The sequence below is a fragment of the Parabacteroides sp. Y3-G-102 genome, from assembly GCF_023656845.1.
Taxonomy (GTDB): Bacteria; Bacteroidota; Bacteroidia; order Bacteroidales; family Tannerellaceae; genus Parabacteroides; species Parabacteroides distasonis.
Genome location: NZ_JAMOKU010000024.1, coordinates 1 through 23,507 on the forward strand (window position 1 = coordinate 1; position 23,507 = coordinate 23,507).

The window sequence follows — 23,507 nt, forward strand, 5'->3', positions numbered from 1 at the left end:
AAAGTATCTCTGATGGCAGAATCAACTGTGCCAATGCTAATAGTCCTTGATTGTTCATGGTACAAAGGTGCAAATTTTCTATAGAATTAAAGAATTTTCCCCCTGATTTATCGGGTGAGCCGTATTTTGTGGTCCATGTTTAAAAGGTAGGTCTATAAACAATTAAAGCCTGTCTCACGACAAGCCCTAACCAAACTTTGTTAACCTTAAATCTAATACTATTATGAAAAAACCACGATGCAAATATACGGACTTTTCAATTCCTGTCAAGGGCTATAATGCTAAATTATGTTTTACGACATATAACAAAAACAAAAAGGCGCCTTTCTTTTAGAGAAAGACGCCTTTTCCATGATATACTAATCAAATATTAGTCTTGTAATTTAGCGCAAATGAACTCGCGGTTCAAACGAGCGATGTTGCTAACGGAGATATTCTTCGGACATTCCATCTCGCAAGCACGTGTGTTCGTACAGTTACCGAAGCCAAGCTCATCCATTTTAGCGACCATAGCTTTGGCACGGCGAGCAGCCTCGACTTTACCTTGAGGCAACAAAGCCAGCTGGCTAACCTTAGCGGATACGAATAACATAGCGGAACCATTCTTACAAGCGGCAGCACAAGCGCCACAACCGATACAAGCGGCAGCGTCCATGGCTAAGTCTGCGTCCTTCTTTGGGATAGGTATCGCATTAGCGTCGGGTACACCACCTGTGTTGACAGATGTGAAACCACCCGCTTGGATGATTTTGTCGTAAGCGTAGCGGTCTACCATCAAGTCGCGGATAACAGGGAAACCTGCGGAACGCCACGGTTCGATCGTGATCGTCTCTCCATCGTGGAAACGACGCATATATAACTGGCAAGTCGTAGCTCCAGTTGCCGGTCCGTGCGGGTGTCCGTTTACATACAATGAACACATGCCACAGATACCCTCGCGGCAGTCGTGATCGAATACGATCGGTTCCTTACCCTCGTTGACCAACTGCTCGTTCAAGATATCCAACATTTCCAAGAAAGAGACACTCTGATTGATCTTCTCAATTTTGTATGTCTCGAACTGTCCTTTCTCCTTCGGACCTCTCTGACGCCAAACCTTAAGTGTTACACTTATATCTTTATCCATGATTCTAATTTTTTCTGAGATTGATGATTATTACTTCTTGTAGTTACGTGTTTGAGGAACAACGAACTCATAGTTCAAATCCTCTTTCAACATGACAGGATCTTTGTCCTCGCCTTGGTACTCCCAGCAAGATACGTACATGAACTTATCGTCATGACGCAAGGCCTCACCTTCTTCTGTCTGGTGCTCCGTACGGAAGTGACCACCACAAGACTCAGCGCGGTCCAAAGCATCGTGTGCCATCAATGTACCGATCTCGATAAAGTCGGCTACACGTAATGCTTTCTCTAACTCGGTATTCAAGTTGTCTGCGTTGCCTGGGATGAATACGTTGCTCCAGAACTCTTTCTTCAAGTCTTTCAGCATCTGGATAGCTTCTTGCAAACCTTTTGCGTCGCGTGCCATACCGATATGTTCCCACATGATATGACCTAGTTTGCGGTGGATAGTGTCTACGGTTTCTTTACCCTTGACGTTCATCAATTTTTGGATACGATCCTTGATGGCCTTTTCTGCCTCGACGAACTCCGGCAGATCCGTGCTGAAGCGAGGAACTTGGATTTGGTCGGACAAATAGTTCTGGATCGTGTATGGTAATACGAAATAACCATCGGCCAATCCCTGCATCAAAGCGGAAGCACCTAAACGGTTCGCTCCGTGATCGGAGAAGTTTGCCTCACCGATAGCGAACAGACCCGGAATGGAGGTCATCAACTCATAGTCAACCCACAATCCACCCATTGAGTAGTGCAATGCCGGGTAGATCATCATCGGAGTCTCGTATGGATTATCGTTCGTGATCTCTTCGTACATATCGAACAAGTTACCGTATTTCTGCTTAACGACCTCTTTACCCAAGCGATTGATCGCGTCGGAGAAATCCAAGAATACGGCCAAGCCCGTGCTGTTCACGCCGAAACCTGCGTCGCAACGCTCTTTAGCGGCACGAGAAGCCACGTCGCGAGGAACCAAGTTTCCGAATGCCGGATAACGACGCTCCAAATAATAATCGCGGTCTGCCTCGGGAATATCTTTACCTTTCTTCGTTCCGGCCTGTAAAGCTTTAGCGTCTTCCAGTTTCTTCGGAACCCAGATACGACCGTCGTTACGCAAGGACTCGGACATCAAAGTCAATTTAGATTGGAAGTCACCTTTCACCGGTACGCAAGTCGGGTGGATCTGGACCATACAAGGATTAGCGAAGTAAGCTCCTTTCTTGTAGCATTGCCATGCAGCGGAGCCGTTAGATGCCATAGCGTTGGTTGACAAGAAGAACGTATTAACGTAACCACCCGTAGCTACAACTACAGCGTGAGCGGCGTAACGCTCGATCTTACCTGTAATCAAGTTGCGGGCGATGATACCACGAGCACGACCGTCTACCTTAACTACATCCAACATCTCATGACGAGTGTACATCTTAACCTTACCCAAACCGATCTGACGGCTCAACGCTGAATAAGCGCCTAACAAAAGCTGCTGACCCGTCTGGCCACGGGCGTAAAACGTACGCGATACCTGAGCGCCACCGAATGAACGGTTATCCAACAAACCACCATATTCGCGAGCGAAAGGAACGCCTTGAGCCACGCACTGGTCGATGATTGAGTTAGAAACCTCAGCCAAACGATAAACGTTAGCCTCACGAGCACGGTAGTCACCACCTTTGATCGTATCGTAGAACAAACGGTAAACAGAGTCACCATCATTCTGGTAGTTCTTAGCGGCGTTGATACCTCCTTGAGCGGCGATAGAGTGCGCACGGCGGGGAGAATCTTGGATACAGAAGTTCAATACGTTGAATCCCATCTCTGCCAAAGATGCGGCAGCGGAAGCTCCAGCCAAACCTGTACCGACTACGATAACATCCAAACGACGCTTGTTAGCGGGGTTCACCAATTTCTGGTGATTTTTATAATTAGTCCACTTCTCAGCCAACGGGCCTTGAGGTATTTTAGAATTTATTTCAGACATAATGATTTAATTTCAAAAGTTCTTAATTATAAAACCTGTAGCTTGCAATTAAGCACCTACTCCGTTTAGGAAGAAGATGATAGTAATGATCGCGAAAAGTCCGCAAATAACCGTAGCTACGATCTTAGAGATACATTCCCAACGGTTCATCCAGATCGTGTTATTCCAACCGATTGTTTGGATAGCGCTCCAGAAACCGTGAGTCAAGTGGAACCACAAAGCCACGTACCATACGATATACAACACGGTCCATAATGCGGCCAGCGAGCATTCATGGAAATAGTAGTTGATAAACGCCGCACCATCTTGCGGAGATACCATAGCCGTTCCCAGCGCTACCTCATGATGACCTATCAGCTCGGCGAACATCATCTTATACCAGAATTGGCTGAAGTGCAACAGCATGAACAAGATAACGATCAAACCCAAAACGAACATGTTCTGAGATGCCCATTCCACGCCTTTCGGACGAGCGTTGATAGCGTAACGGTCGTTACCACGTGCCTTACGGTTTTGCAAGGTAAGAATGATAGCGTACACGAAGTGGATCACAACGCCTGCGGCCAATACGAGAGTAGCTGCCACAGCGTACCAATTAGAGCCCAACAGCGAACAAACCATGTTATAAGCCTCTCCGGAGAAAACGGCCGCCACGTTCATCGACAGGTGGAACAATAAGAACAGAACAAGAAAGAGGCCTGATATACTCATTATCAGCTTCTTCCCGATAGAAGAATTAAGTAACCACATAAGATAATAATTTAAGTTATTTAATTGTATTTAGAAATTTCTACTTAAACTATGTAATTATCACGCAAAGGTATGCTAAATCCATATATCGCGCAAACGATTAAAGAAATATTTCTGCATTAATGGGAGAGGTCAGGGCATGTGCCCCGACACATGAAATAATGCGGAAGGAAAAGGCTTTCCTTATGAATAATTTATATACATTTGCCTATATGCGTAAGGATTTGAATGGGGCACGGCATTTTTCTATAGGGATCAAGTTTACGATCTTATTGTTTACGATCGCGATCTTGGTTCTTGTGCTTTTTTCGTATAGGAGCGACAAGCATGGCAACCTGTTCTGGCAGGTAGAGAAATTGATTCCGCATCATCCGGACAGCGCTTTGGTGTTATTAGAGAAAGTGACGGATATCAATGGATTATCGCTTCGAGAGAAAGCCCGTTATTGTCTGTTATGGACCGAATCACGGGATGAGGCGGGATTGAGGCATACATCGGATTCCATAATCTCTATCGCTACGGATTATTATAGGACGACACGAGGCTGTTACTGGCCTCCCAAAGCGTGGTTTTACCGGGGGAAAGTCTATGAGGATATGGATCAACCGTCCCTAGCTTTGGAATGCTATTTACGTGCGTTGGAATATGAGGGAGGGAATTGGGATTACGAATTTTGGGGACGGTTATATAACCAGATAGGAAGGCTGTACGCCGAGCAGGAATTATATGGCAAGGCCATGTCTTTTTTGAGAAAAGCGAGTGCCCAATATCAGCTCTTGAATGATACGGCCGGACAAGGCCGGATACTGGAGGAAGTCAAGAAATACGAGGCGTTACGGGATTCTATCGGATCGCTGTCAGCGAGAGAATCGATTTATCAGATCACTTCCCGGTATGATGTAAGGCCGGTTCGTGAGGACTTATATAGGAAAGAATTGATGCTATCGCAAAGGGGACAGGAGCGTTATCTGTACGCGTTTATTATCGGCATAATTCTATTTATTTGCTTCCTCCTTTATCGGCGATGGAGAAATACGCAGGAAAACGCTCTTCGAAGGGAAGAAGCCTTGCGACGTTCGATTGCTAGCCAGCAACAACGTATGCGAGAAGAAAAAGAAGAGAATGAACGACAAATCACCCTTTTGGAAAAAAGAATTACGAAAATAAAGGAAGAAAAGGATCAAGAGTTGATGTTGGTTTCCTTACAATTGGAAAAACAACGGCTGGAGATTTGTAACGAGTCGATTCATAATAAGGAGAGTAAGCATTTATTATCTGTCGCGATCTTGCGGAAATCGGAGGTCTATGAGAAGTTCCACGATCGGGATGCCGGCAAGATTGTCTCTGAGGATTGGGAGCTTTTGGAGGTGCTGTTGAATAAGGCTTATGATGACTTTACCTTACGGCTGAAAAAACTATATCCTGCTATTTCCGATACGGAGTTGAAGGTCTGTATGCTTACGAAGATCGGCGTTCCCGCCAACCAGATCACACGGGTATTGAAATATAATAGTTCGGTACTTCGTCCTCGTCTGTTCCGGAAGATTTTTAAGAAAGAAGGTTCTACGGAGGCATTTGTGGAGTTTATCTCAAGTTTTTGATTATTATGTATTTATAGCGGTCTTGGCAGGTTTGTTCTCATTTTTGTTCTCATTTATCATGTGATTTGTGAGATATGCGGGATATTTTTGGAGGCAAAAAAGCATGGTTATGAAAAGTGTAAAGTTAGCCTCTATCTTGTTTTATTTAAATAGTGTTTTTGTCGTTTCTTGTTTCGTGTCATGCGGTTCTTCGCCAACGGAAGCGTCCTCTCTTTTAACTGCGGATATAAGAGGGGGGATGGATAAACCGGGGCTATTGGGATTAGGCGATGAGATCAAGGGGGTTACTTTTGTCCCTTTAGAGGTGACCACGGATGATGCCTCGTTGATAGACGGAGTTTATGATTATGCCGTGACAGATCGATATATCTATGTGCTTCCCGTAAAAGAGCCCCGTATCGTCCTGTTCGATCGGCAAGGGCGTTTTATCCGGACGTTGGTAAAAGAAGGGCAGGGGCCGGGTGAATTTAGCGGTATTCTGCCATGTATCCAAGTGGACGAACGTAATGACCGCTTTTTTTTATTTAGTAATAATCGAGTTTGGGAATATACGTTGGAAGGTGAATTTATCGGACAATCCACCCATGAGTATTCGGTAATCTATATGCGTCATATCGGAAAGGATCGTTTCGCCGCCATATCATTCCCTTTTCAGCCTTTCAACGGAGGAGGATTCGGATTGGGCCTATTTTCGAGGAAAGGGGATACGATAGCGATCAAGAATGATTTTTATTCCTTTTTATTACCTCATGAGAAGAGCGGGTTCACGACAAGTATCGCCCCCGCTTATTCTGATGCGCAAAACTCCGTGTTGTTTAAGACCGGTAGCAATGATACGGTCTTCAGTATCTCGGTGGATCGAATAAGTGCGACTTGTGTCCTTGATCTGAAAAACTCGGATGCGGAAGTGATTCGTTCGTTGGATGTTACGGACATGAGTAATTTGCGAATTGAAAAAAAGGACCCCAAGGATATCTTTGTGCAAGATATGATTGAGTTTCCGGAACATTATTATTTCCGCTTATTGTATAACCAAGGCTATTATATAGCCTCTGTAGATAAAAAGACGGGAAAGACACTTGTGGAAAAATGTGTGATGCCGGGTTCTATCTATGAACTGGCGGATGCGAACCTTCAACATGGCATGCAGGGTACGAGAAGTTATCGGAATTTCCCGGTCTGGGGGAGGGTCATAAAAGATGAGCTGGTACAAGTAGTGACCCCGTATGAGCTAAACTTATATAAATCGCTTCGCTCGATCACGATTCCGCAGGAGTTGGACTTAAAAGGAGAGGAGGGCAATCCGGTTTTTGTGTTTTATTCGCTTATCTGACTTCGATATGTATCGCTCGGTTGTACTTCTTGTAATAATCTAGCGATAGAAGCTATAGTATTCATGGTTACTATCTATAGAAAATCTGATTTACTATTGATAGTAATCTGATTTATTATAGATAGTAATTGGATCGGTAATAGGCGTGTATGTATAACTGCGTAGATATCAGCCATATACTAATATTTACGTGCAAAGTGGGCATATTGTGTATTTTAACTGTTCGGCAAATAATCGTGTTCTTTTATCTTTTCTATGCCTTTGATGGATATTAGTGTTAATTAACGTATTGTTTATATTTATATTACGAGTATTTCGTATATTTGCGAAACCAACGTAATGTCCGGATATGCTTAGAGGTTGGTAAGCGTGTGTAATAACGGTATAAATAACTTTAAAACGGATTGAAAATGAAAAAGGCGATTATGAACACAATGATCATCCTGTTCGCTTTGGCGATGTGCGTAGGATGCGGACAGTCTTCGGAACAAAAAGAAGAAAGTGTTCCGACAGATGTAACAAAGGCAGAAAAACAAGAGCAAGTACAGGTGGAAGCGGAGGACGAAGATACGCTGGAAAATGGAGAGCAGGTATTTAGGGTAGTAGAGGTGATGCCGAAGTTTCCCGGCGGTGATGCGGAGCTTTTGAAATTTATAGCCAAGAATGTAAAGTATCCACAAGAGAGCCAAGACAAAGGAGAGCAAGGGCGTGTGATTTGTTCGTTTGTGGTAACGAAGGATGGAACGCTTACGAATTACAAGGTCCTTAGAGGAATCTCCCCGGCATTAGACCAAGAGGCGGTTCGAGTTTTGCAAATGATGCCTCGTTGGACACCGGGCACGCAAAGAGGCGAGCCGGTAGCCGTGAAATATACAGTGCCGATCACGTTTAAGTTGCAATAATTCACGATTGCAGGTCTTGTGATTCTTATTTAATGTTAATTAACGTGCCTTTCGCATGCCGTTTACGACTATTTCGTAGCTTTGTGGATATACATTAAATAAAAGGATAAGATTTATGGAGAAGCTAACGATGCAGGAAGAAGAGGCGATGCGCTGGATTTGGCGGATCGGTCCTTGTTTTGTGAAAGATGTGCTGGCCAAATACGAGGACCCGAAACCTCCTTATACGACGCTCGCTTCCGTGATCAAGAATCTGGAGCGAAAGAAGTACGTGAAGGCGAAACGTTATGGAAATACGTATGAATACCGTCCTTTGATAGAGGAAACGGAATATAAACGTACGTTCCTTGGCGGCGTGGTAACGAATTATTTCGCTAACTCGTATAAAGAAATGGTTTCTTTCTTTGCGAAAGATCAGAAAATCTCTACGGATGATTTAAAGGATATCATCGATTTGATTGAGAAAGGAAAAGAATAACCTAAATCCCACATACCATGACACCGGAATTTGCCTACTTATTGAAGGTAAATGTAGCCTTTGTACTCTTTTACGCCTTCTACCGGTTGTTCTTCTATAAGGACACGTTCTTCAAGCTACGTCGTGCGATCTTGCTGGCGTTCTTTGGCTTGGCTCTGTTTTATCCTTTGCTGAACATCCAAGATTGGGTAAGGCAACAAGAGCCTATAGCGGACGTGATTTATATGTATTCCGCTATGTTGCCTGAGGCGACGGCGAAAGCGGATGCCGCGGCGTCCGTGGATTGGTATGGATGGTTGCTGGGATCTTTGGGGTTTATTTATTGGGGGATCGTAGCGTTCTTATGCGGACGTTTTCTCGTGCAATTAAGCAGTATCTTATGGTTGGCTCATACCAGTGAGCGTGTTGTTATTCATGAAACTCCGGTTTATGCGTTGCGGAAGGCCGCCGGGCCATTCTCCTTTTTCCGTATGGTCTTCTTGCATCCGGAGAGTCATTCGGATAAGGAAACGGATGAGATATTGACACATGAATGTACGCACGTATCCCAATGGCACTCGATTGACGTGATCTTGAGCGAGATGATGTGTATGGCTTGTTGGTTCAATCCTTTTGTATGGTTATTGAAGCGTGAGGTTAGGCATAATCTGGAGTATCTGGCGGATAACACGGTGATCCAGTCCGGTTACGATAGTAAGAGCTATCAATACCATTTATTGGGATTGGCTCATCATCAGTCCGTTACTACTTTGTATAATAGTTTCAATGTGCTGCATCTGAAGAACCGGATTATGATGATGAACAAGAAGCGGAGCCCGGGTATCGTACGTACGAAATATCTGATATTTATTCCATTGGTAGGGATCTTGATGCTGTTAAGTAATATCGAGGCGGTAGCGCGTTTGACTGTCCGTCTGGCGAATGAGGCTACGGTCTCGAACGCTATGGTGACGGCTACGGGCATTCTGGTTGATGAGACCGGGCAGCCTTTGATCGGGGCATCAGTTGTGGTGAAGGGCGGTAAAGAGGGGACTAACACGGATAGGAAAGGGGCTTTCTCTTTGGAGGTCCCTGCGAATGCGATTTTGCGATGCAGCTATCAAGGAAGGGAGTCTCAAGAGGTCTTGGCTGCTGATATGACAAATAATACCCATTTGTCCTTATCTTCCAAATCCCGTGAGATGAACGAGCAAGTATTTACCGTGGTAGAGAAGATGCCTAGTTTTCCGGGTGGGGATGCGGAGTTGTTGAAATACATAGCCACGAATATAAAGTATCCGAAAGAGAGTCAGGATAACGGGGAGCAAGGGCGTGTAATCTGCTCGTTTATCGTCGGGCGTGATGGTTCCGTCAATAATCCGGAGGTGCTTCGGGGAGTGACTCCTTTATTGAATGAGGAGGCCGTAAGGGTAATAAACACTATGCCTCGCTGGAATCCGGGAATGCAACGTGGAAAGGCGGTCGCCGTGAAATATACGGTCCCGATTACGTTCCGTTTGAAAAGTCCGGTAGTAGAAACGAAGGAAGAGACTTTGACGGTAGTGGACGTGATGCCGCAATATCCCGGAGGGGATCATGAATTATTAAAGTTTATCGCTCAAAGCATAAAGTATCCGACGGATGCGCAGGAAGCGGGAGTGCAAGGTCGTGTGATCTGTTCGTTTGTAGTAGATAAGAAAGGAAATATCGTGGAACCTAAAATCATACGGGGAATAGATCCCTCCTTGGATGCGGAAGCTTTGCGAGTCATCGGAATGATGCCCCGGTGGACTCCCGGTCGTCAGGACGGAAAGGCGGTCCGCGTCTTATATACGGTGCCTATTACTTTCCGGTTACAGTGAAATAAGAATAGAGGCTATGTTGGTCGCTTAATCAGTAATCTTAAAAATATACAGATATGAATGCGAAATGTAATTTAGTTACAGTTCTGTTACTTTGTTGCCTTATTTTTCCCGGAAATGCTCAAGAGTTTAATTGGCAAGACTTGGTGAACCGTAAGCAATATGCGGCTGTGATCGCCCGTGCCGATAGCCTTACCCCGGCTGATTCTTCCGATTATGAGGTGATGAACGCTATCGGGCAAGCCTACGAGGGGATGCTTCGTTACCGGCAAGCCTACGACTATTATCGTCTTTGCCTCTCCATGGACACGACTAATCTGGATATTTTAAATACGTTGGCCCGAACGGCTACGAACTTGGGCAAGGCGAAAGACGCTGAGCGATATTTCCACAAGGTATTAGCGGCCGATAGCCTAAACTTCTATGCTAATTATCAATTGGCCCGGTTGTATTTCCAGTTGGGCGAATATGAGAGGGCGGTTGATACGTATGAGAAACTACAAGCCCGGAATGAGGACAATACGGCCTTATACCGTGCGATCGGCGATTGTTATTCCCGGCTGGAGCAATACCCGTCTGCGACGATCGCCTATTTTCAAGCGTATAACTTGAACCGGGAGAATGCGGGACTGGCGGGTGCTTTGGTAAATACATTATATCGTATGGGTGTCGGTAGTCCGGACTATATATTAGAAGGGGTAGCGATTTGCGATACCGCCTTGATCTACAATCCGGGGAATCGCCAGTTATTACGCAGTAAAGCTTTGGGTTTGTATATGGCAAAACAATTCGCTCAGGCTGATTCCATTTACTCTGGTTTGTTGGCTGATGGTGATTCTACTTACCTTACCTTGAAATATGGGGGAGCCTCGAAGTATTATGCCGGTCTGTATATGCCCTCGGTAGATATCTTGGATATGGCATATGAGCAGGATACGACCTCTGTCGAGGTATGCCTCTTATTGGGTTCCGCCTTGGGTAAGACGTATGACCGGAAGCGGGCTTACGACTTATTTGACCGGGCGGAAAAGGGATTGGAACCCAATCGTTTCTTGGTAAATCAATTATTGGCCTTCCGTGCGGAGACTTACCAAAAGGACGGGAGATACAAGGAAGCGTCCCGTCTCTACTATGAGGCATGGAAGAAGAATCCGGAACGACTGGATTTCCTTGCGGCGATCTCGCATATGTATAGTGAGATTGACGTGTCTAAATTCCAGAGCGAGGAGGATCGCCAGCGAGGGCTTTTTATCTTGGTACTTTATATGAATGAGAGCTTAAAGAAAAAAGCGGACGAGAGGACAATGGTGTTTAGCCGGGCGCTTCTGCAATCCTTCTATGAGGATATGTTTTTCCGTAATGTGGCGGAGGAGACTATGATAGACCCGGATGGGAAAAAGAGCAAGATCTCTATCGTGGATTTGCGTAACCTGATCAATCAATTGCCGGAGGAATCGGAGATGGTCATGGAGATTCGTGCCATGAGCGCCAGAAGCTCGGGTAAGATAGAGGAGGCGGCCCGTCTGCTTTATCGGGCGTGGAAGGTGAAGGGTACTCGTGTAGAATTGCTTCGTGAGATCGCGAACCTATATAGCCATCCGGATATCTCCGGATTCAAGAATGCGGAGGAGCTACAGAGAGGTGTATTCGCTCAAGTGACTTACGCAAAGGAACTGTTGAAAAACGAGTCGGATCTGAGTGACCTGACTTTTACCCGGCCTTTCTTGGAGTCATTAAATTCGGATATGTCCAAACGGGGTATCACGGAGCAAACCATGCTGGCTCCAGATAACCGGAAAAGCCAGCTTTCTATAGATGAACTCCAATCTCTGATCCAACAACTGCCGGAGACATCCGATGAGGTAAAAGAGATGATACGGATGATGAACAAAGAGAAAACGCTAAAGAGCAAGAAATGACATTGAACGAAAGACTTTAAACATTATAAAAATGAGAAAATTAACTACGAACGCAGTGGCTATGCTACTCGCTTTAGTCGGATGTATGGGATGTGGCAATCGGTCCGCTTCCTCTGTCGATAACCTTATAAGGGTTGATGTCATGGCCGATTATCCGGAAAAGGAACTGATACTTCAAGATCTTATGGACGTGGAATACATCGCGTTGGAAACCACGGATGATTTTATAACTAAAGGTGCCGTGAAAGCGATCGGAAAGGATATCATGCTGGTGACGAATCGGGGCAGTGATGGGGATATTCTTGTTTTCGATAGAAACGGAAAGGGACTAAGGAAGATAAACCGTTTAGGGCAAAGCGGTGAGGAATACACGCAGCTTACAGGGCTTGTCTTGGATGAGGGTAACGATGAGATATTCGTCAAGGATAATCCAGCGAGAAAAATAGGTGTCTATGACTTATTAGGAAACTATAAAAGGAGTTTTAAGTTCACGGATACCAGTTATTATAATTATATATTTAATTATGATCGTGATCATTTGATTTGCTATAAGAGTTATCCATCGGAAAAAGGCAAGCGGGAGTGTCATTTGATTATTTCCAAACAAGATGGCCGTATCACCCATGAGATCCAGATTCCCTCTAAGGGTATTGAGACTCCGGTTGTGACAGAAGGGGAGTTTATTATTACGCCGGAATTTTATCTTACGTTCCCGGATGGGGATAAATGGATACTTGTCAATACATCGTCTGATACCATATTCCATTACTTGCCGGATGGTAATCTGAGTCCTTTTATCGTAAGAAGCCCTTCCATATCCTCCATGGATACTAAAGTATTTCTTTTTCCAACCGTCATCACCGATCGCTACTGTTTCATGAGAACCATGAGAAAAGAGGTTGACTTTACGACGTTTAAAGGTTTCCTTGGTGAAGATCTGGTGTATGATAAACAAGAAAATGCCTTATTCAGCTATATTCTATACAATGATGATTTCATCAATAAGGAAGAAGTCTCTCTAACATCAGAGCCAAGAAACCCCGAAATAGCTATCTGCCAAACTCTAGATGCCCCGGACTTAGTTGAGGCTTACGAGAAAGGCCAGCTAAAAGGAAAGTTGAAGGAGATCGCCGCAAACTTGGATGAAGAGTCGAATCCTGTGGTCATGCTGCTGAAAAAGAAGAAATAAATGACATTAAGGGAATTATGTTATCTTTGCAAATAACCTTAAAACGAATTGTAGATGAGAAGAGCAATTATAAATATAGGATTTCTCTTGCTAACTATGGTTGGATGCCTAGGATGTAGGCACTCCGCTTCCCAAGCTGAGGAAGTAATTACGGTGGATGTCACGGCAAGTTATCCGAAAAAGGAATTAATCCTTCAAGATATAGTGGATGTGGAATACATCCCCTTAGAGACGAATGATGAGTTCATTACCCGGGGGACTTTACGGGATGTTGGCCGGGAGCTTTTGGTTGTAACAAATCTTCCTAGCGATGGGGATATTTTCTTATTTGATAGGAAAGGGAAAGCCTTGAAGAAGATAAACCACTTGGGGCAAGGGGCTGAGGAATATGTAGGTGTTTTAGGTATTACCCTTGATGAGAATAACAATGAGTTATTTGTTAATGATCATTATACGGAAAGAATGTTAGTGTATGATTTAGACGGGAATTATAAACGGACTTTTAAGCATAAGAAAGGTACTATGTATGATGCGGTCTATAATTTTGATGAAGAGAATCTAATTTGTCATGATGGCTCTTTTACGGATGATGGGAAGGCAAATCGGTTATCCTATTTACTTGTCTCTAAGCGGGATGGTAGTGTTGTCAAGGAAATTCCCATATCTTTTAAAGAGAAAAAATTAATCCAGATGATAAAAAAGGGGGAGGGTGACAGCAATACGTATGTTGTAAGTCCATCCAGTTACTACCCTTTGATCCCTTATTCAGGTAATTGGGAGCTTGTAGAACCTTCGGCTGATACTGTATTTACGCTTTCCCCAGATTTAGATTTGAAGCCTTTTGTCGCTAGGATTCCATCTGTGCAATCCTTGAATCCGGAAATATTTCTTTTTATGAGTATCCTAACCGATCGTTATTATTTTATGGAAACGGTGGAAAAGAATTATGATTTTGCGGCAGACGATATTCCAAGTACAAATCTACTATATGATAAACAGGAAAATTCCATATTCAAATATACCGTATACAATGACGATTATTCTATTAAAAAGGAGATGTATATGAGTACAAGACCTATCAATCAAGAAATCATGACTTGGCAACGGCTCTATGCAGATCAATTAGTTGAGTCGTATAACAAAGGCGAATTGAAAGACCGATTAAAAGAGATCGCCGCAAACTTGGATGAAGAGTCGAATCCTGTGGTCATGCTGCTGAAAAAGAAAAAGTAATATTAAAAAAGTAAGTTGATAGATATTCAAGAAGATGATAATCCGGTTTTCACGGATAAAAATATGTCTTCTTTACTATTTTACTGAATAACTTAGAGGATCTTACCATATCAAGAACCTCGTTTAAGTGTTGTTCCTGTAATTCCCCTATTATTTTCGTTTCTTGTTTACTTATGCTTAATACCAATTCTTCCCGGCTTTTCGTTAGTATGTCTGTGGCGCAAAGGAACGAGTCGTATTTGAGAAAATCATAATCGGTACGCTTTAGAGGATATTGCATAGCGAGCTGATCGTTTTTTTTGAACAAGCTAGGATGAATATTGGAGTTTATAAAGAAGAAACCCGCCACATGGGTTTCTGATATTCCCATCACCACGAAATATTTGCAATGATCTATTTCCTCGAAAATAGAGGAAAGTAAAATGGTCCCTCTATCAATAGATCTTTCAATGCAAGATATAGGTAATTCCATTACATAAACATTTCCTCTATTTCTAATTTATGATCTATATAAGAGACATATTCCTCATCATCCCCAGCCTCTCTTAATATATCTTTAATGGGTATAGCCCTATCTCTTTTAGCGCTGTTCCATGCCAAATCATGTGACATATCCGTTAATTGAGAGAAAGTCTTATTTTTACACTTCTCTATGGCATTATTTAAGCATTCAAGGTCGCTCTCCGATAAGTAGTCAAGGTCTGCTTCCTTTTTGGCTACAAGAATATATTTATTAGTAAAATCAAAATATGATTTCAGATCATCTACGCAATCGGAGAAAAAGCTATCGCCCCTAAGCGCCTTGAAAATATCCTCTACATTCGATGGGACTGGTCCATATTGCATGGCTATATAGGTATCTCCCGTAATACTTCTTCCATATTTGGACAGATGTTCTTGGTCTGCGAAATATAATATCTTACAGATTTTGTGGATGTCTTTACGATCTACATTTTGTGCGGCATACAATATAGCTTGTATGGCAACGTCTTTTTTAAATGTACTTTTTGTTCCCATACCTAAATGTTTACAATTGCTATTTGAATAGTTTTCAGTTTATTACAACACATCTATTGTATTATTGGTACAAAGATGAGGTAAACAGAGCAACAAACAAAATTTTTTCCACTAAAAAAACTAATGAATCTCAAATAATGGTGTAAGTGGTTGATGTCTAGATGTTGTGTTGTTTTGTGTTATTCCCATTATACCGCTTCACCAGTTGAAAAAGAGGAATAGTTCTCCGATAACCTATACATTCCATAGCGAATAAGTATTTATTCTTAAATCAGCGCCGTGAACTGTATAAACCACGCCGTGGAATGTGCAGACCACGCCTTGGTTTATACAGTTCACGGCATGGTTTATAGAATAGATGAGATAGCGATAAACTTTATATATAGGTAAACATACGTTTTATTCTAGATGAATCCGTTTGCGTTTTCGAGTAAACCAGCTACATTTGCCGGAAAGAATATCTAGATGAGGAAGTTCCTTTTATTGTGGTTGGTTGGGTTGATGTTGGTGCCTTCTGTGATGGCTGAGCGGAAAAAGGTTGGCTTGGTGCTGGGAGGCGGTGGGGCGAAAGGTGTCGCTCATATCGGGGTGTTGAAGGTATTGGAGGAGGCCGGCATCCCGATTGATTATATTGCCGGAACCAGTATGGGAGCTATCGTTGGTGGCTTGTATTCCGTTGGCTATACTGCCGCTGAGATCGATAGCATGGTACGTTGGCAGGATTGGAGCATGTTGCTAAGTGACCGTGTGAAACGTAGTAACCTTACTTTTCCGGAGAAAGAGAATTCCGAGCGATATGTCTTTTCCCTTCCTTTTGGCCGGAGTAAAAAGGAGATAACGATCCAAGGGATGATAAAAGGTCAAAATCTCCAGAACCTTTTCTCTGATTTAACGATCGGTTATCATGATTCCGTAGATTTTAATCAATTGAATATACCTTTCGCTTGTGTGGCGTTGAATGTGGTGGACGGGCAAGAATATGTTTTCCATCGTGGAAGTCTTCCGTTGGCAATGCGTGCCAGTATGGCGATTCCTGCCGTGTTTGCGCCGGTACGTTTGGATAGCATGGTGTTGGTAGATGGTGGGATCAAGAATAACTATCCGGCGGATGTCGCACGGGATATGGGGGCGGATATCATTATTGGCGTAGATCTGGGTACTAGCGACTTGAAACAGTTGGAGCGGATAAATACCCCTTGGGATATCATAGGGCAGATCATCGCCTTGCATGGTTATGAGAAATACGGACCGAATAAGGAACAGACCGATCTGTTGTTCCGCCCGAATACAGACCCTTATAATTCCGCTAGTTTTGGGGAGACGGCCCTGGATACCTTGATTGACCGGGGTGAGCAAGTCGCCCGCAAGCAATGGGATGAGATTCTTGCCTTAAAGAAGAAGATTGGTTTATCCGATAGTTCGGATATGCACCGAAAGAGATTAGTACATTCCTATCCGGTAGCCCCTACCGATACGTTTCATATCCGGCGTGTCTTGTTTGAAGGTATAGATCCTCGTGATGAGAAATGGTTGACGCAAATCAGCGGCTTGAAAGAGAATAGCTTGCTTACCGTGAAGAAATTGCAGGAAGCCATGTCTATCGTGATCGGTACAAATCTTTACTCGAATGTGAGCTATAAATTGGTCGGTGAGAGGCAGGAGGATTTGGTGCTTACGGTACAGGAAAAATCAAATAGTGCGATTAATGTGGGCTTGAATTTTAATAGTGAGGATATCGTCGCCCTGTTGCTGAATGCTACTTTTGACAATCGGGCTCGTTACCATTCGAAGTTCTCCGTAACGGGAAGGATCGGGAAACGTATGTATGGGCGAGTGGACTATGCGATAGAGCGTAATCCCTTGCGTAACATCAATCTGTCTTACATGTTCACGTACCATGATCTCGACGTCTATAACCGGGGGGATAAAATCGTAAATACGACGTATCGCCACCATTTCGTGGAACTTGGATATTCGGACATGAACTGGCTGAATTTCAAGTTGAAGCTAGGAGCCCGTTATGAGTATTTTGATTATAACTCATTCCTTTATACGGCGGAAAACCAAAAGTATCAAGTAAAACCGGAAGGCTTTATCAGTTACTTCGCTCAGGCCCATCTGGAAACCTTGGACCGCCGTTACTTCCCGAGTAAAGGCGTTTCTCTGCAAGCGGATTATTCCATTTATACGGATAACTTCGTGACTTATAAGGGACATACCTTCTTCTCCGCTTTGAAACTCAGTTTCCTTTCAGTATTGCCGCTGACTTCCCATTTGAGTCTGTTGCCGTCTATCGATGGTCGCGTGTTGATCGGGAAAGATCCGGCTTATCCCTTTTTGAATGTGGTAGGAGGCGATATGCCGGAAAGGTACCTTCCCCAGCAGTTACCGTTCGCGGGGATCAATCGGATGGAGATATTCGATAATTCCGTGGCGATCGTCCGTTTGAACTTACGTCAGCGTATCGGGCAGCGGCACTATATCTCATTGATAGCCAACTATGCGATCCATGAGGATAATTTCTTCGACCTGCTCAAGGGAGAAAGTGTATGGGGAGGCAGCATCGGTTATGCCTATAATAGTATGTTCGGTCCGATGAATACGAACTTCGGATTGTCGAACCGGAATAATAACCTGCAATTTTATCTGAATCTGGGTTACAGTTTCTAATATTTCTTACATTTGTAAGGATTAAAAATAGAAAGTTATGAATGAACAGATCATAGAGTTCTTGACAGAGTTGAGGAGCCATAACAATCGGGAATGGTTCCAAGACAATAAAAATCGTTACGATGCACTACGTAAGGGGTTTATCGATGAGGTACAAGATTTAATAGGTCGTATCTCCTTATTCGATCCCGAGGTAGCCGGGTTGGAGGCGAAAGATTGTTTGTTCCGGATATACAGGGATATCCGTTTCTCTCCGGATAAGACTCCTTATAAATGTCATTTCGCCGCTTACATCTCCCAAGGTGGTCGTGCCAGCGAACGGGGTGGTTATTATATCCATCTGGAGCCGGGAGGCTGCTTGCTTTCCGGAGGTGTATGGTGCCCGCCACCTGCGCTATTAAAGAAACTTCGTCAGGATATATACGATCATATCGAGGAATTTACGGCTATTATCGAGGAACCTACATTTAAGAAAACATTCCCGGTGTTAGAGGGGGAGATGTTGAAACGCATGCCTGCCGGCTATCCAATGGATTCCCCTTATGGTTATATCATGAAGCATAAGGATTTCAGCGTGGTGTCTTATAAGCCGGATAATTTCTTTTACGCTACGGATTGGATGGATAAGGCGGTGGATGACTTTAAATTGTTATTACCATTCAATCGTTTCTTAAACTATACGGTAGATGAATATCTAGGGAGAGTTTAAATCTCCCTAGCCTAAGGAAGTAGGGCTGTTAGTTTCTCCAGCTGCGTCTTTAACTCTTCTTGGGTCGCCTTATCGGTTTCTGTCCGGTAAGCCGCCTGTAAGTTGGGTAAGAAAGGTAAGTAATGGGTATCCGCTATATATCGGGCTGCCCGGATACGGACGGCGGGTGAAGCGTCATAAAGCAATCCTTGTACCCATCGTTTGGCGTCCCATGAATGATGTGCTTCCAGCCAATCCAAGGCGGCAACCTTTTGCTCGCTTTCTCCGCTTAAAAGGATTTGAAAGGCTTTTTCTTCCTGCTTTAAATCATCGGTAGCCATTAATGATTCATGATTGAACAGGTCTGGACGTACGGCGGAGGATTGATAAGGGATAAAAGGCTTATTCAAGGTCCAACGTACCATCCGGGGGATCATCCACATCATGCCGGGAGTACCTTCGGGGTGGGCGATGGAACTAAAAACACGCCCTTTCCCGTAGTTATTGGCTACGAAGAATGGCTTACCGTTTGTCATATTAGCCGGGGCGTTTCCTTCCTCATGCACATCGCTTTCCATGATGGCAAGCGTGTTGCTTTGGATCGTATCAGCCGGATTGTTTATAAATACCGGTCCCTCATAGTAAATGACGAAACTCGTATCGCGGTTGGCTAATTCGGGGAATATCTTCTTACCCTCCTCACATAAGGTGAATTTCGCTAATCCATGCCCTCGGTTGTCATGCTCGATGTCGATCGCTTGCTGTCCATTTAGCTGTATACAGGTGTAATCGGGAGTATTCGAGAATAGATAGGCTCCGGCACAGATCCCGACAGCCCCTTTACCTTTAGCGATGAAGTCCTTGATACGTTGTTGATTTAAGGTCCCTAGGTTTAAGTACTGACTTTTGCCACTTCCTCCCGGGATAATAATAGCGTCGATCGAATCGAGCACATTATTAGCTATATCTGCTGTAGTAATGGTACATACCTCCATTTCCGGGTCCAGCCGGATAGCGGCGACAGTTTCCCAAATACAGGTCTGTGCTCCTCCATGCCCATCGAATACACCCACCTTTATCGGTTGAGTACTAATCTCTTTTTTCGTGCTCTTGTTTTCCGGCACTGAGCACTGAACGCATAAAGCCAGATAGGCAAGAAATAAGATGGCGGTCGTTTTCATTTTACGGAGGATTTTAGGTTCTGTAGAATTCAATTTGCATTCTACCTTCGCAAAGGTAAGAATATATTTATTAATCAATAGATTTTTAATTTATTAAAAAAGCGGTGTCTAAAGTTTTCTTTTGAAAGTTACATCCGGCTGGTGGTAAATAATAGATATTTAAAAATCGGGGGAACTTACGATTTGGTTTACAATATGTCAGTAAACATAGGGGAATCGAAGGGAATGAAGGTCTTGAATGTGTTAAATATTGTGATATTGCTAACGATTTGTCACTTTGCTTTTGGTGATTGTCGGGAAACTTCCTTACTTCGCGGTACAAAATGATAGTAACCTTATAAATTAAAATAGTATGAAGACATCAGTTTGGGGTAAAAGTATTCTTGCGCTAGTTTTTACTTTCATGTGTAGTTTAGCGATAAGCGCAGCGTCTCCTAAAGATTATCTATATGATACAAAAGAGGAGAATGGTAAGATTATCTCTAAAGTGGTATTCTTACAGGAAAACGGACTGTTGAACAAACAGGTAAGATATGAGTTCCAGTACAACGAGAACGGCAAGGTTTCCGAGAAGAAAGCGTTTCGTTGGGATCGGACAAACGATGAATGGGTTCCATTCTATCAGATCACTTATCAATATGATGATCAAAGTGGAGAGATAAAGACAAATTACGGTATGTGGGATAAGAAAAAGAAAAACTTTAGCTTAAATGTCCAGAACATGATTATCCCGAGTACTAATTACGAAGAAATTTTCTCATAATACATACTTTAAATTAAGACTTTCATAGACAAATAAGGGAAAGGGGCGATTTGGTATCGCCCCTTTTCTTGTTTTTATCAGATGATTTTCTCCAAATCTTTCAAATTGTTAGCTACTTCCTCATCCGTTACCTCATAGTTTGTTAGATCACCGGATAGATATTGGTCGTAAGCGGCCATATCGATCAAGCCGTGGCCCGATAAGTTGAACAAGATCGTACGAGGTTTACCTTCGATTTTGGCTTGCTCTGCCTCATGGATAGCCGCGGCGATAGCGTGGGATGATTCTGGGGCCGGGATAATACCTTCCGCTTGCGCGAATAGAGTAGCGGCCTTGAAGGTATCCAATTGCTTGATATCCACGGCGCTCATCAATTCGTCTTTCATTAACTGGCTGACGATGGAGCCGGCGCCATGATAACGCAAACCTCCCGCATGGATATTCGCTGGAGAGAAATTATGTCCCAACGTGAACATCGGGATTAATGGGGTATAGCCAGCCTCATCTCCGAAGTCATATTGGAATTGCCCTCTTGTAAGTTTCGGGCAAGATGCCGGTTCCGCCGCTATAACCCGGATATCCTTACCTTCCGTTAGTTTATGGCGCAGGAATGGGAATGTGATACCGGAGAAGTTGGAACCACCACCGAAACAACCGATAACGACATCGGGGTACTCGCCAGCCATTTCCATTTGTTTCTCAGCTTCCAGTCCGATAACGGTCTGATGCAGCATAACGTGGTTTAATACGCTACCTAATGTATATTTACAGTTCGGTGTTTGCATGGCCAACTCTACCGCCTCGGAAATAGCGGTACCTAGGCTACCTTGATAATTAGGATGGTCTGTCAATATCTTACGTCCGGCTTTCGTACTCATACTCGGGGAGGCAACAACTTGTGCTCCGAAAGTCTGCATGATCGAACGACGGTAGGGTTTCTGGTGGTAACTAACCTTTACCATATAAACGGCAAGTTCCAAGCCGAAAGCTTTTGCCGCGTAAGAAAGAGCGGCACCCCATTGTCCGGCGCCTGTCTCGGTCGTGATATTAGTCGTACCCTCTTGTTTACAATAATAAGCCTGAGCCAAGGCCGAATTCAACTTATGTGAACCGATCGGGCTTACACTCTCGTTCTTGAAATAGATATGAGCGGGCGTATCCAGCGCTTTTTCTAATCCGGTAGCACGAACCAACGGAGTCGGTCGCCATACCTTATAAAGCTCGCGTACTTCATCGGGAATCTCAATCCATGTGTCTGTCGTGTTCATTTCTTGATGAGAGACGCCTTTCGAGAATAGAGGATATAAATCTTCCTCCTTTAAGGGCTGTTTAGTTTGTGGATTTAAGATCGGCAGCGGTTTGTTCTTCATATCCGCTACGATATTATACCATGCCGTAGGTATATCTTTTTCTTCTAGCAAAAACTTTTTAGTACTCATTTTCTTTATCTGGTGTTTACAATATTAATCTAATTTGACCTTTAAGGCTTACAACTTGGAAGCAAAGGAACAAATAATATTTCGTTTCTTCAAATTGAATCCATAAAAATATATACATTCGCGGCTTATAAGGTAAGAAAAATAACAAACTGAATTATAATGAGACGGATTACCCTGTTGCTCGTGGGGATGCTAGCCTTATTTTCTACGACAGCGCAAAGAAAAAACTTCACTTACAAATTCTACGGCTTCGTCCGTGGAGATCTTTTCTACAATTCCCGGGCTAATATGGCTCCGATCGATGGGAACTTTTATCTCTATCCTTTGGATAAGAGTTTTGATGCGGATGGCAAGGATTTGAACGCTACGCCGAATGGCAGTTTCTATACGTTCACTTCCCGCTTGGGCTTGGACGTGACGGGACCCGATATTGGTAAGGCTCGTTCCTCCGATAAGATAGAGACGGACTTCGGCGGTTTTTCCGGTAGTAATACGATGTTACGTATCCGGCAGGCATACGTAAACTTGGATTGGGGAAAATCGGCGGTATTAGTAGGAATCACGTGGCATCCCTTGTTTGGCGCCGTGATGCCAGATGTCTTGAATCTTTCCACCGGAGCGCCGTTCCAGCCTTTCAACCGTAGCCCTCAGATCCGTTACCAGTATAAGGCGAATAGCCGGGTACAATTGACGGCTTCCGTGTTGTGGCAATTACAATACCTTTCCAGCGGACCGAAAGGCATGAGCGAGGATTATATCAAGAATAGTTGCATTCCGGAGATGTTCGTGGGGGCGGATTTTACCCCTGCGGATGGTTGGTTGATGGGGCTCGGCGCTCATATGATCTCCTTGAAACCCCGTACTTCCACGGAATGGAAGGAGCAAACTTTTAAGGTGAACGAGCGGATGACCGCATTCTCTTACGAGGCACATTTGAAGTATAGCGGAAGAAACTATACCTTTGCGGCGAAAACCTTGATGGCTTCTGTCTTGGATCATACCGCTTTATTGGGCGGTTACGGGGTGAGCTCGGTGGACTCCCGTACGGGCGAGCAGGGATATACGCCTTTTCGCCATTCTACGACATGGGTGAATTTCGCCTACGGAACGAAATGGAGACCGGGAGTTTTCGTCGGATATACGAAGAATTTGGGAACCGGGAAGTCCTTGGTCTCAGCGGATAAGGTCTATGGTATGGGATTGGATATCGATCAATTAATAACCGTCAGCTTAAACGTATCGTATAATTTACCGCATTGGAAGTTCGGTTTCGAGTATTGTCCGGCGACAGCTTATTATGGCACGACCGACTTAGAGAGCGGACGTATCGAGCAAACACATGCGATAACGAATCATCGTATATTAGGTTTGATGATGTATTATTTTTAAAGATAGATTGACCG

The 23,507-nt window shown here is 43.8% G+C and carries 18 protein-coding genes; 12 read left to right on the plus strand and 6 right to left on the minus strand.

Annotation, left to right across the window (positions count from 1 at the left end):
• Positions 1–370: 370 nt before the first annotated feature.
• The 3 genes from NBH16_RS13145 to NBH16_RS13155 are packed head-to-tail and all read right to left on the minus strand — an operon-like array spanning position 371 to position 3,850.
• On the minus strand, positions 371–1,126 hold the full coding sequence (locus NBH16_RS13145) for a succinate dehydrogenase/fumarate reductase iron-sulfur subunit (RefSeq protein ID WP_005859980.1): 756 nt from the start codon (positions 1,124–1,126) through the stop codon (positions 371–373).
• 30 nt (positions 1,127–1,156) lie between these two features.
• Complete coding sequence (locus tag NBH16_RS13150; RefSeq protein WP_005859978.1) at positions 1,157–3,100, minus strand: fumarate reductase/succinate dehydrogenase flavoprotein subunit; 1,944 nt, start codon at positions 3,098–3,100, stop codon at positions 1,157–1,159.
• A 48-nt stretch (positions 3,101–3,148) separates the two neighbouring features.
• Positions 3,149–3,850 (minus strand): succinate dehydrogenase/fumarate reductase cytochrome b subunit, encoded by a 702-nt coding sequence (locus NBH16_RS13155; RefSeq protein ID WP_250788704.1) that lies wholly within the window; start codon positions 3,848–3,850, stop codon positions 3,149–3,151.
• Positions 3,851–4,035: 185 nt separating this feature from the next.
• Between NBH16_RS13155 and NBH16_RS13160 the strand changes: the two genes are divergently transcribed.
• From NBH16_RS13160 to NBH16_RS13195, 8 genes are all read left to right on the plus strand, one after another.
• Positions 4,036–5,451 (plus strand): tetratricopeptide repeat protein, encoded by a 1,416-nt coding sequence (locus NBH16_RS13160; RefSeq protein ID WP_122369967.1) that lies wholly within the window; start codon positions 4,036–4,038, stop codon positions 5,449–5,451.
• Between the two features lie 109 nt (positions 5,452–5,560).
• Positions 5,561–6,784, plus strand: a complete 1,224-nt coding sequence (locus tag NBH16_RS13165; protein ID WP_250788706.1) for a DUF4934 domain-containing protein — start codon at positions 5,561–5,563, stop codon at positions 6,782–6,784.
• Between the two features lie 410 nt (positions 6,785–7,194).
• Positions 7,195–7,686: an energy transducer TonB gene (locus NBH16_RS13170; protein ID WP_005863391.1), complete on the plus strand. Its 492-nt coding sequence runs from the start codon at positions 7,195–7,197 to the stop codon at positions 7,684–7,686.
• Between the two features lie 115 nt (positions 7,687–7,801).
• The gene (locus tag NBH16_RS13175) at positions 7,802–8,164 is read left to right on the plus strand and encodes a BlaI/MecI/CopY family transcriptional regulator (protein WP_005859967.1); all 363 of its coding nucleotides are present in this window, start codon (positions 7,802–7,804) and stop codon (positions 8,162–8,164) included.
• A gap of 17 nt (positions 8,165–8,181) precedes the next feature.
• On the plus strand, positions 8,182–10,005 hold the full coding sequence (locus tag NBH16_RS13180) for a M56 family metallopeptidase (RefSeq protein WP_250788707.1): 1,824 nt from the start codon (positions 8,182–8,184) through the stop codon (positions 10,003–10,005).
• 56 nt (positions 10,006–10,061) lie between these two features.
• Positions 10,062–11,924 carry a tetratricopeptide repeat protein gene (locus tag NBH16_RS13185; RefSeq protein WP_250788708.1) on the plus strand — a complete coding sequence of 621 codons (1,863 nt, stop codon included), beginning with the start codon at positions 10,062–10,064 and terminating at the stop codon, positions 11,922–11,924.
• A 31-nt stretch (positions 11,925–11,955) separates the two neighbouring features.
• A complete protein-coding gene (locus NBH16_RS13190) occupies positions 11,956–13,113 on the plus strand; it encodes a DUF4934 domain-containing protein (RefSeq protein ID WP_048927027.1) in 1,158 nt (385 codons plus the stop codon).
• Between the two features lie 54 nt (positions 13,114–13,167).
• Positions 13,168–14,346: a DUF4934 domain-containing protein gene (locus NBH16_RS13195; RefSeq protein WP_122369957.1), complete on the plus strand. Its 1,179-nt coding sequence runs from the start codon at positions 13,168–13,170 to the stop codon at positions 14,344–14,346.
• A 471-nt stretch (positions 14,347–14,817) separates the two neighbouring features.
• On the opposite strand, the gene NBH16_RS13200 is transcribed toward NBH16_RS13195, so the two are convergent.
• The gene (locus NBH16_RS13200) at positions 14,818–15,363 is read right to left on the minus strand and encodes a Panacea domain-containing protein (RefSeq protein ID WP_122369961.1); all 546 of its coding nucleotides are present in this window, start codon (positions 15,361–15,363) and stop codon (positions 14,818–14,820) included.
• Between the two features lie 465 nt (positions 15,364–15,828).
• Here NBH16_RS13200 and NBH16_RS13205 point away from each other — a divergent pair, with 465 nt between their 5' ends.
• Together NBH16_RS13205 and NBH16_RS13210 are read left to right on the plus strand one after the other, a co-directional pair.
• Positions 15,829–18,033 carry a patatin-like phospholipase family protein gene (locus tag NBH16_RS13205; protein ID WP_195319819.1) on the plus strand — a complete coding sequence of 735 codons (2,205 nt, stop codon included), beginning with the start codon at positions 15,829–15,831 and terminating at the stop codon, positions 18,031–18,033.
• A 37-nt stretch (positions 18,034–18,070) separates the two neighbouring features.
• Positions 18,071–18,742, plus strand: a complete 672-nt coding sequence (locus tag NBH16_RS13210; protein ID WP_008773003.1) for a DUF2461 domain-containing protein — start codon at positions 18,071–18,073, stop codon at positions 18,740–18,742.
• A gap of 11 nt (positions 18,743–18,753) precedes the next feature.
• Here NBH16_RS13210 and NBH16_RS13215 read toward each other — a convergent pair whose 3' ends face one another.
• Positions 18,754–19,902, minus strand: a complete 1,149-nt coding sequence (locus NBH16_RS13215; protein WP_122297310.1) for a BPL-N domain-containing protein — start codon at positions 19,900–19,902, stop codon at positions 18,754–18,756.
• Between the two features lie 352 nt (positions 19,903–20,254).
• On the opposite strand from NBH16_RS13215, the gene NBH16_RS13220 reads away from it, so the two are divergent.
• Entirely contained in the window at positions 20,255–20,665 is a 411-nt protein-coding gene (locus tag NBH16_RS13220) for a DUF3836 domain-containing protein (RefSeq protein ID WP_005859949.1), read from the plus strand.
• Positions 20,666–20,742: 77 nt separating this feature from the next.
• On the opposite strand, the gene NBH16_RS13225 is transcribed toward NBH16_RS13220, so the two are convergent.
• A complete protein-coding gene (locus tag NBH16_RS13225; protein WP_005859947.1) occupies positions 20,743–22,104 on the minus strand; it encodes a TrpB-like pyridoxal phosphate-dependent enzyme in 1,362 nt (453 codons plus the stop codon).
• 159 nt (positions 22,105–22,263) lie between these two features.
• Between NBH16_RS13225 and NBH16_RS13230 the strand changes: the two genes are divergently transcribed.
• Positions 22,264–23,493: a DcaP family trimeric outer membrane transporter gene (locus NBH16_RS13230; protein ID WP_250788709.1), complete on the plus strand. Its 1,230-nt coding sequence runs from the start codon at positions 22,264–22,266 to the stop codon at positions 23,491–23,493.
• Positions 23,494–23,507 lie beyond the last annotated feature (14 nt).

Excerpts from the sequence above, each read along its gene's own strand:
- NBH16_RS13170 (WP_005863391.1), top strand. The coding sequence starts at position 7,195 with ATGAAAAAGGCGATTATGAACACAATGATCATCCTGTTCGCTTTGGCG.
- NBH16_RS13165 (WP_250788706.1), top strand. The coding sequence starts at position 5,561 with ATGAAAAGTGTAAAGTTAGCCTCTATCTTGTTTTATTTAAATAGTGTT.
- NBH16_RS13185 (WP_250788708.1), top strand. The coding sequence starts at position 10,062 with ATGAATGCGAAATGTAATTTAGTTACAGTTCTGTTACTTTGTTGCCTT.
- NBH16_RS13160 (WP_122369967.1), top strand. The coding sequence starts at position 4,036 with ATGAATAATTTATATACATTTGCCTATATGCGTAAGGATTTGAATGGG.
- NBH16_RS13175 (WP_005859967.1), top strand. The coding sequence starts at position 7,802 with ATGGAGAAGCTAACGATGCAGGAAGAAGAGGCGATGCGCTGGATTTGG.
- NBH16_RS13190 (WP_048927027.1), top strand. The coding sequence starts at position 11,956 with ATGAGAAAATTAACTACGAACGCAGTGGCTATGCTACTCGCTTTAGTC.
- NBH16_RS13200 (WP_122369961.1), bottom strand. The coding sequence starts at position 15,363 with ATGGGAACAAAAAGTACATTTAAAAAAGACGTTGCCATACAAGCTATA.
- NBH16_RS13225 (WP_005859947.1), bottom strand. The coding sequence starts at position 22,104 with ATGAGTACTAAAAAGTTTTTGCTAGAAGAAAAAGATATACCTACGGCA.
- NBH16_RS13195 (WP_122369957.1), top strand. The coding sequence starts at position 13,168 with ATGAGAAGAGCAATTATAAATATAGGATTTCTCTTGCTAACTATGGTT.
- NBH16_RS13150 (WP_005859978.1), bottom strand. The coding sequence starts at position 3,100 with ATGTCTGAAATAAATTCTAAAATACCTCAAGGCCCGTTGGCTGAGAAG.
- NBH16_RS13205 (WP_195319819.1), top strand. The coding sequence starts at position 15,829 with ATGAGGAAGTTCCTTTTATTGTGGTTGGTTGGGTTGATGTTGGTGCCT.
- NBH16_RS13180 (WP_250788707.1), top strand. The coding sequence starts at position 8,182 with ATGACACCGGAATTTGCCTACTTATTGAAGGTAAATGTAGCCTTTGTA.
- NBH16_RS13215 (WP_122297310.1), bottom strand. The coding sequence starts at position 19,902 with ATGAAAACGACCGCCATCTTATTTCTTGCCTATCTGGCTTTATGCGTT.
- NBH16_RS13145 (WP_005859980.1), bottom strand. The coding sequence starts at position 1,126 with ATGGATAAAGATATAAGTGTAACACTTAAGGTTTGGCGTCAGAGAGGT.
- NBH16_RS13155 (WP_250788704.1), bottom strand. The coding sequence starts at position 3,850 with ATGTGGTTACTTAATTCTTCTATCGGGAAGAAGCTGATAATGAGTATA.
- NBH16_RS13210 (WP_008773003.1), top strand. The coding sequence starts at position 18,071 with ATGAATGAACAGATCATAGAGTTCTTGACAGAGTTGAGGAGCCATAAC.
- NBH16_RS13230 (WP_250788709.1), top strand. The coding sequence starts at position 22,264 with ATGAGACGGATTACCCTGTTGCTCGTGGGGATGCTAGCCTTATTTTCT.
- NBH16_RS13220 (WP_005859949.1), top strand. The coding sequence starts at position 20,255 with ATGAAGACATCAGTTTGGGGTAAAAGTATTCTTGCGCTAGTTTTTACT.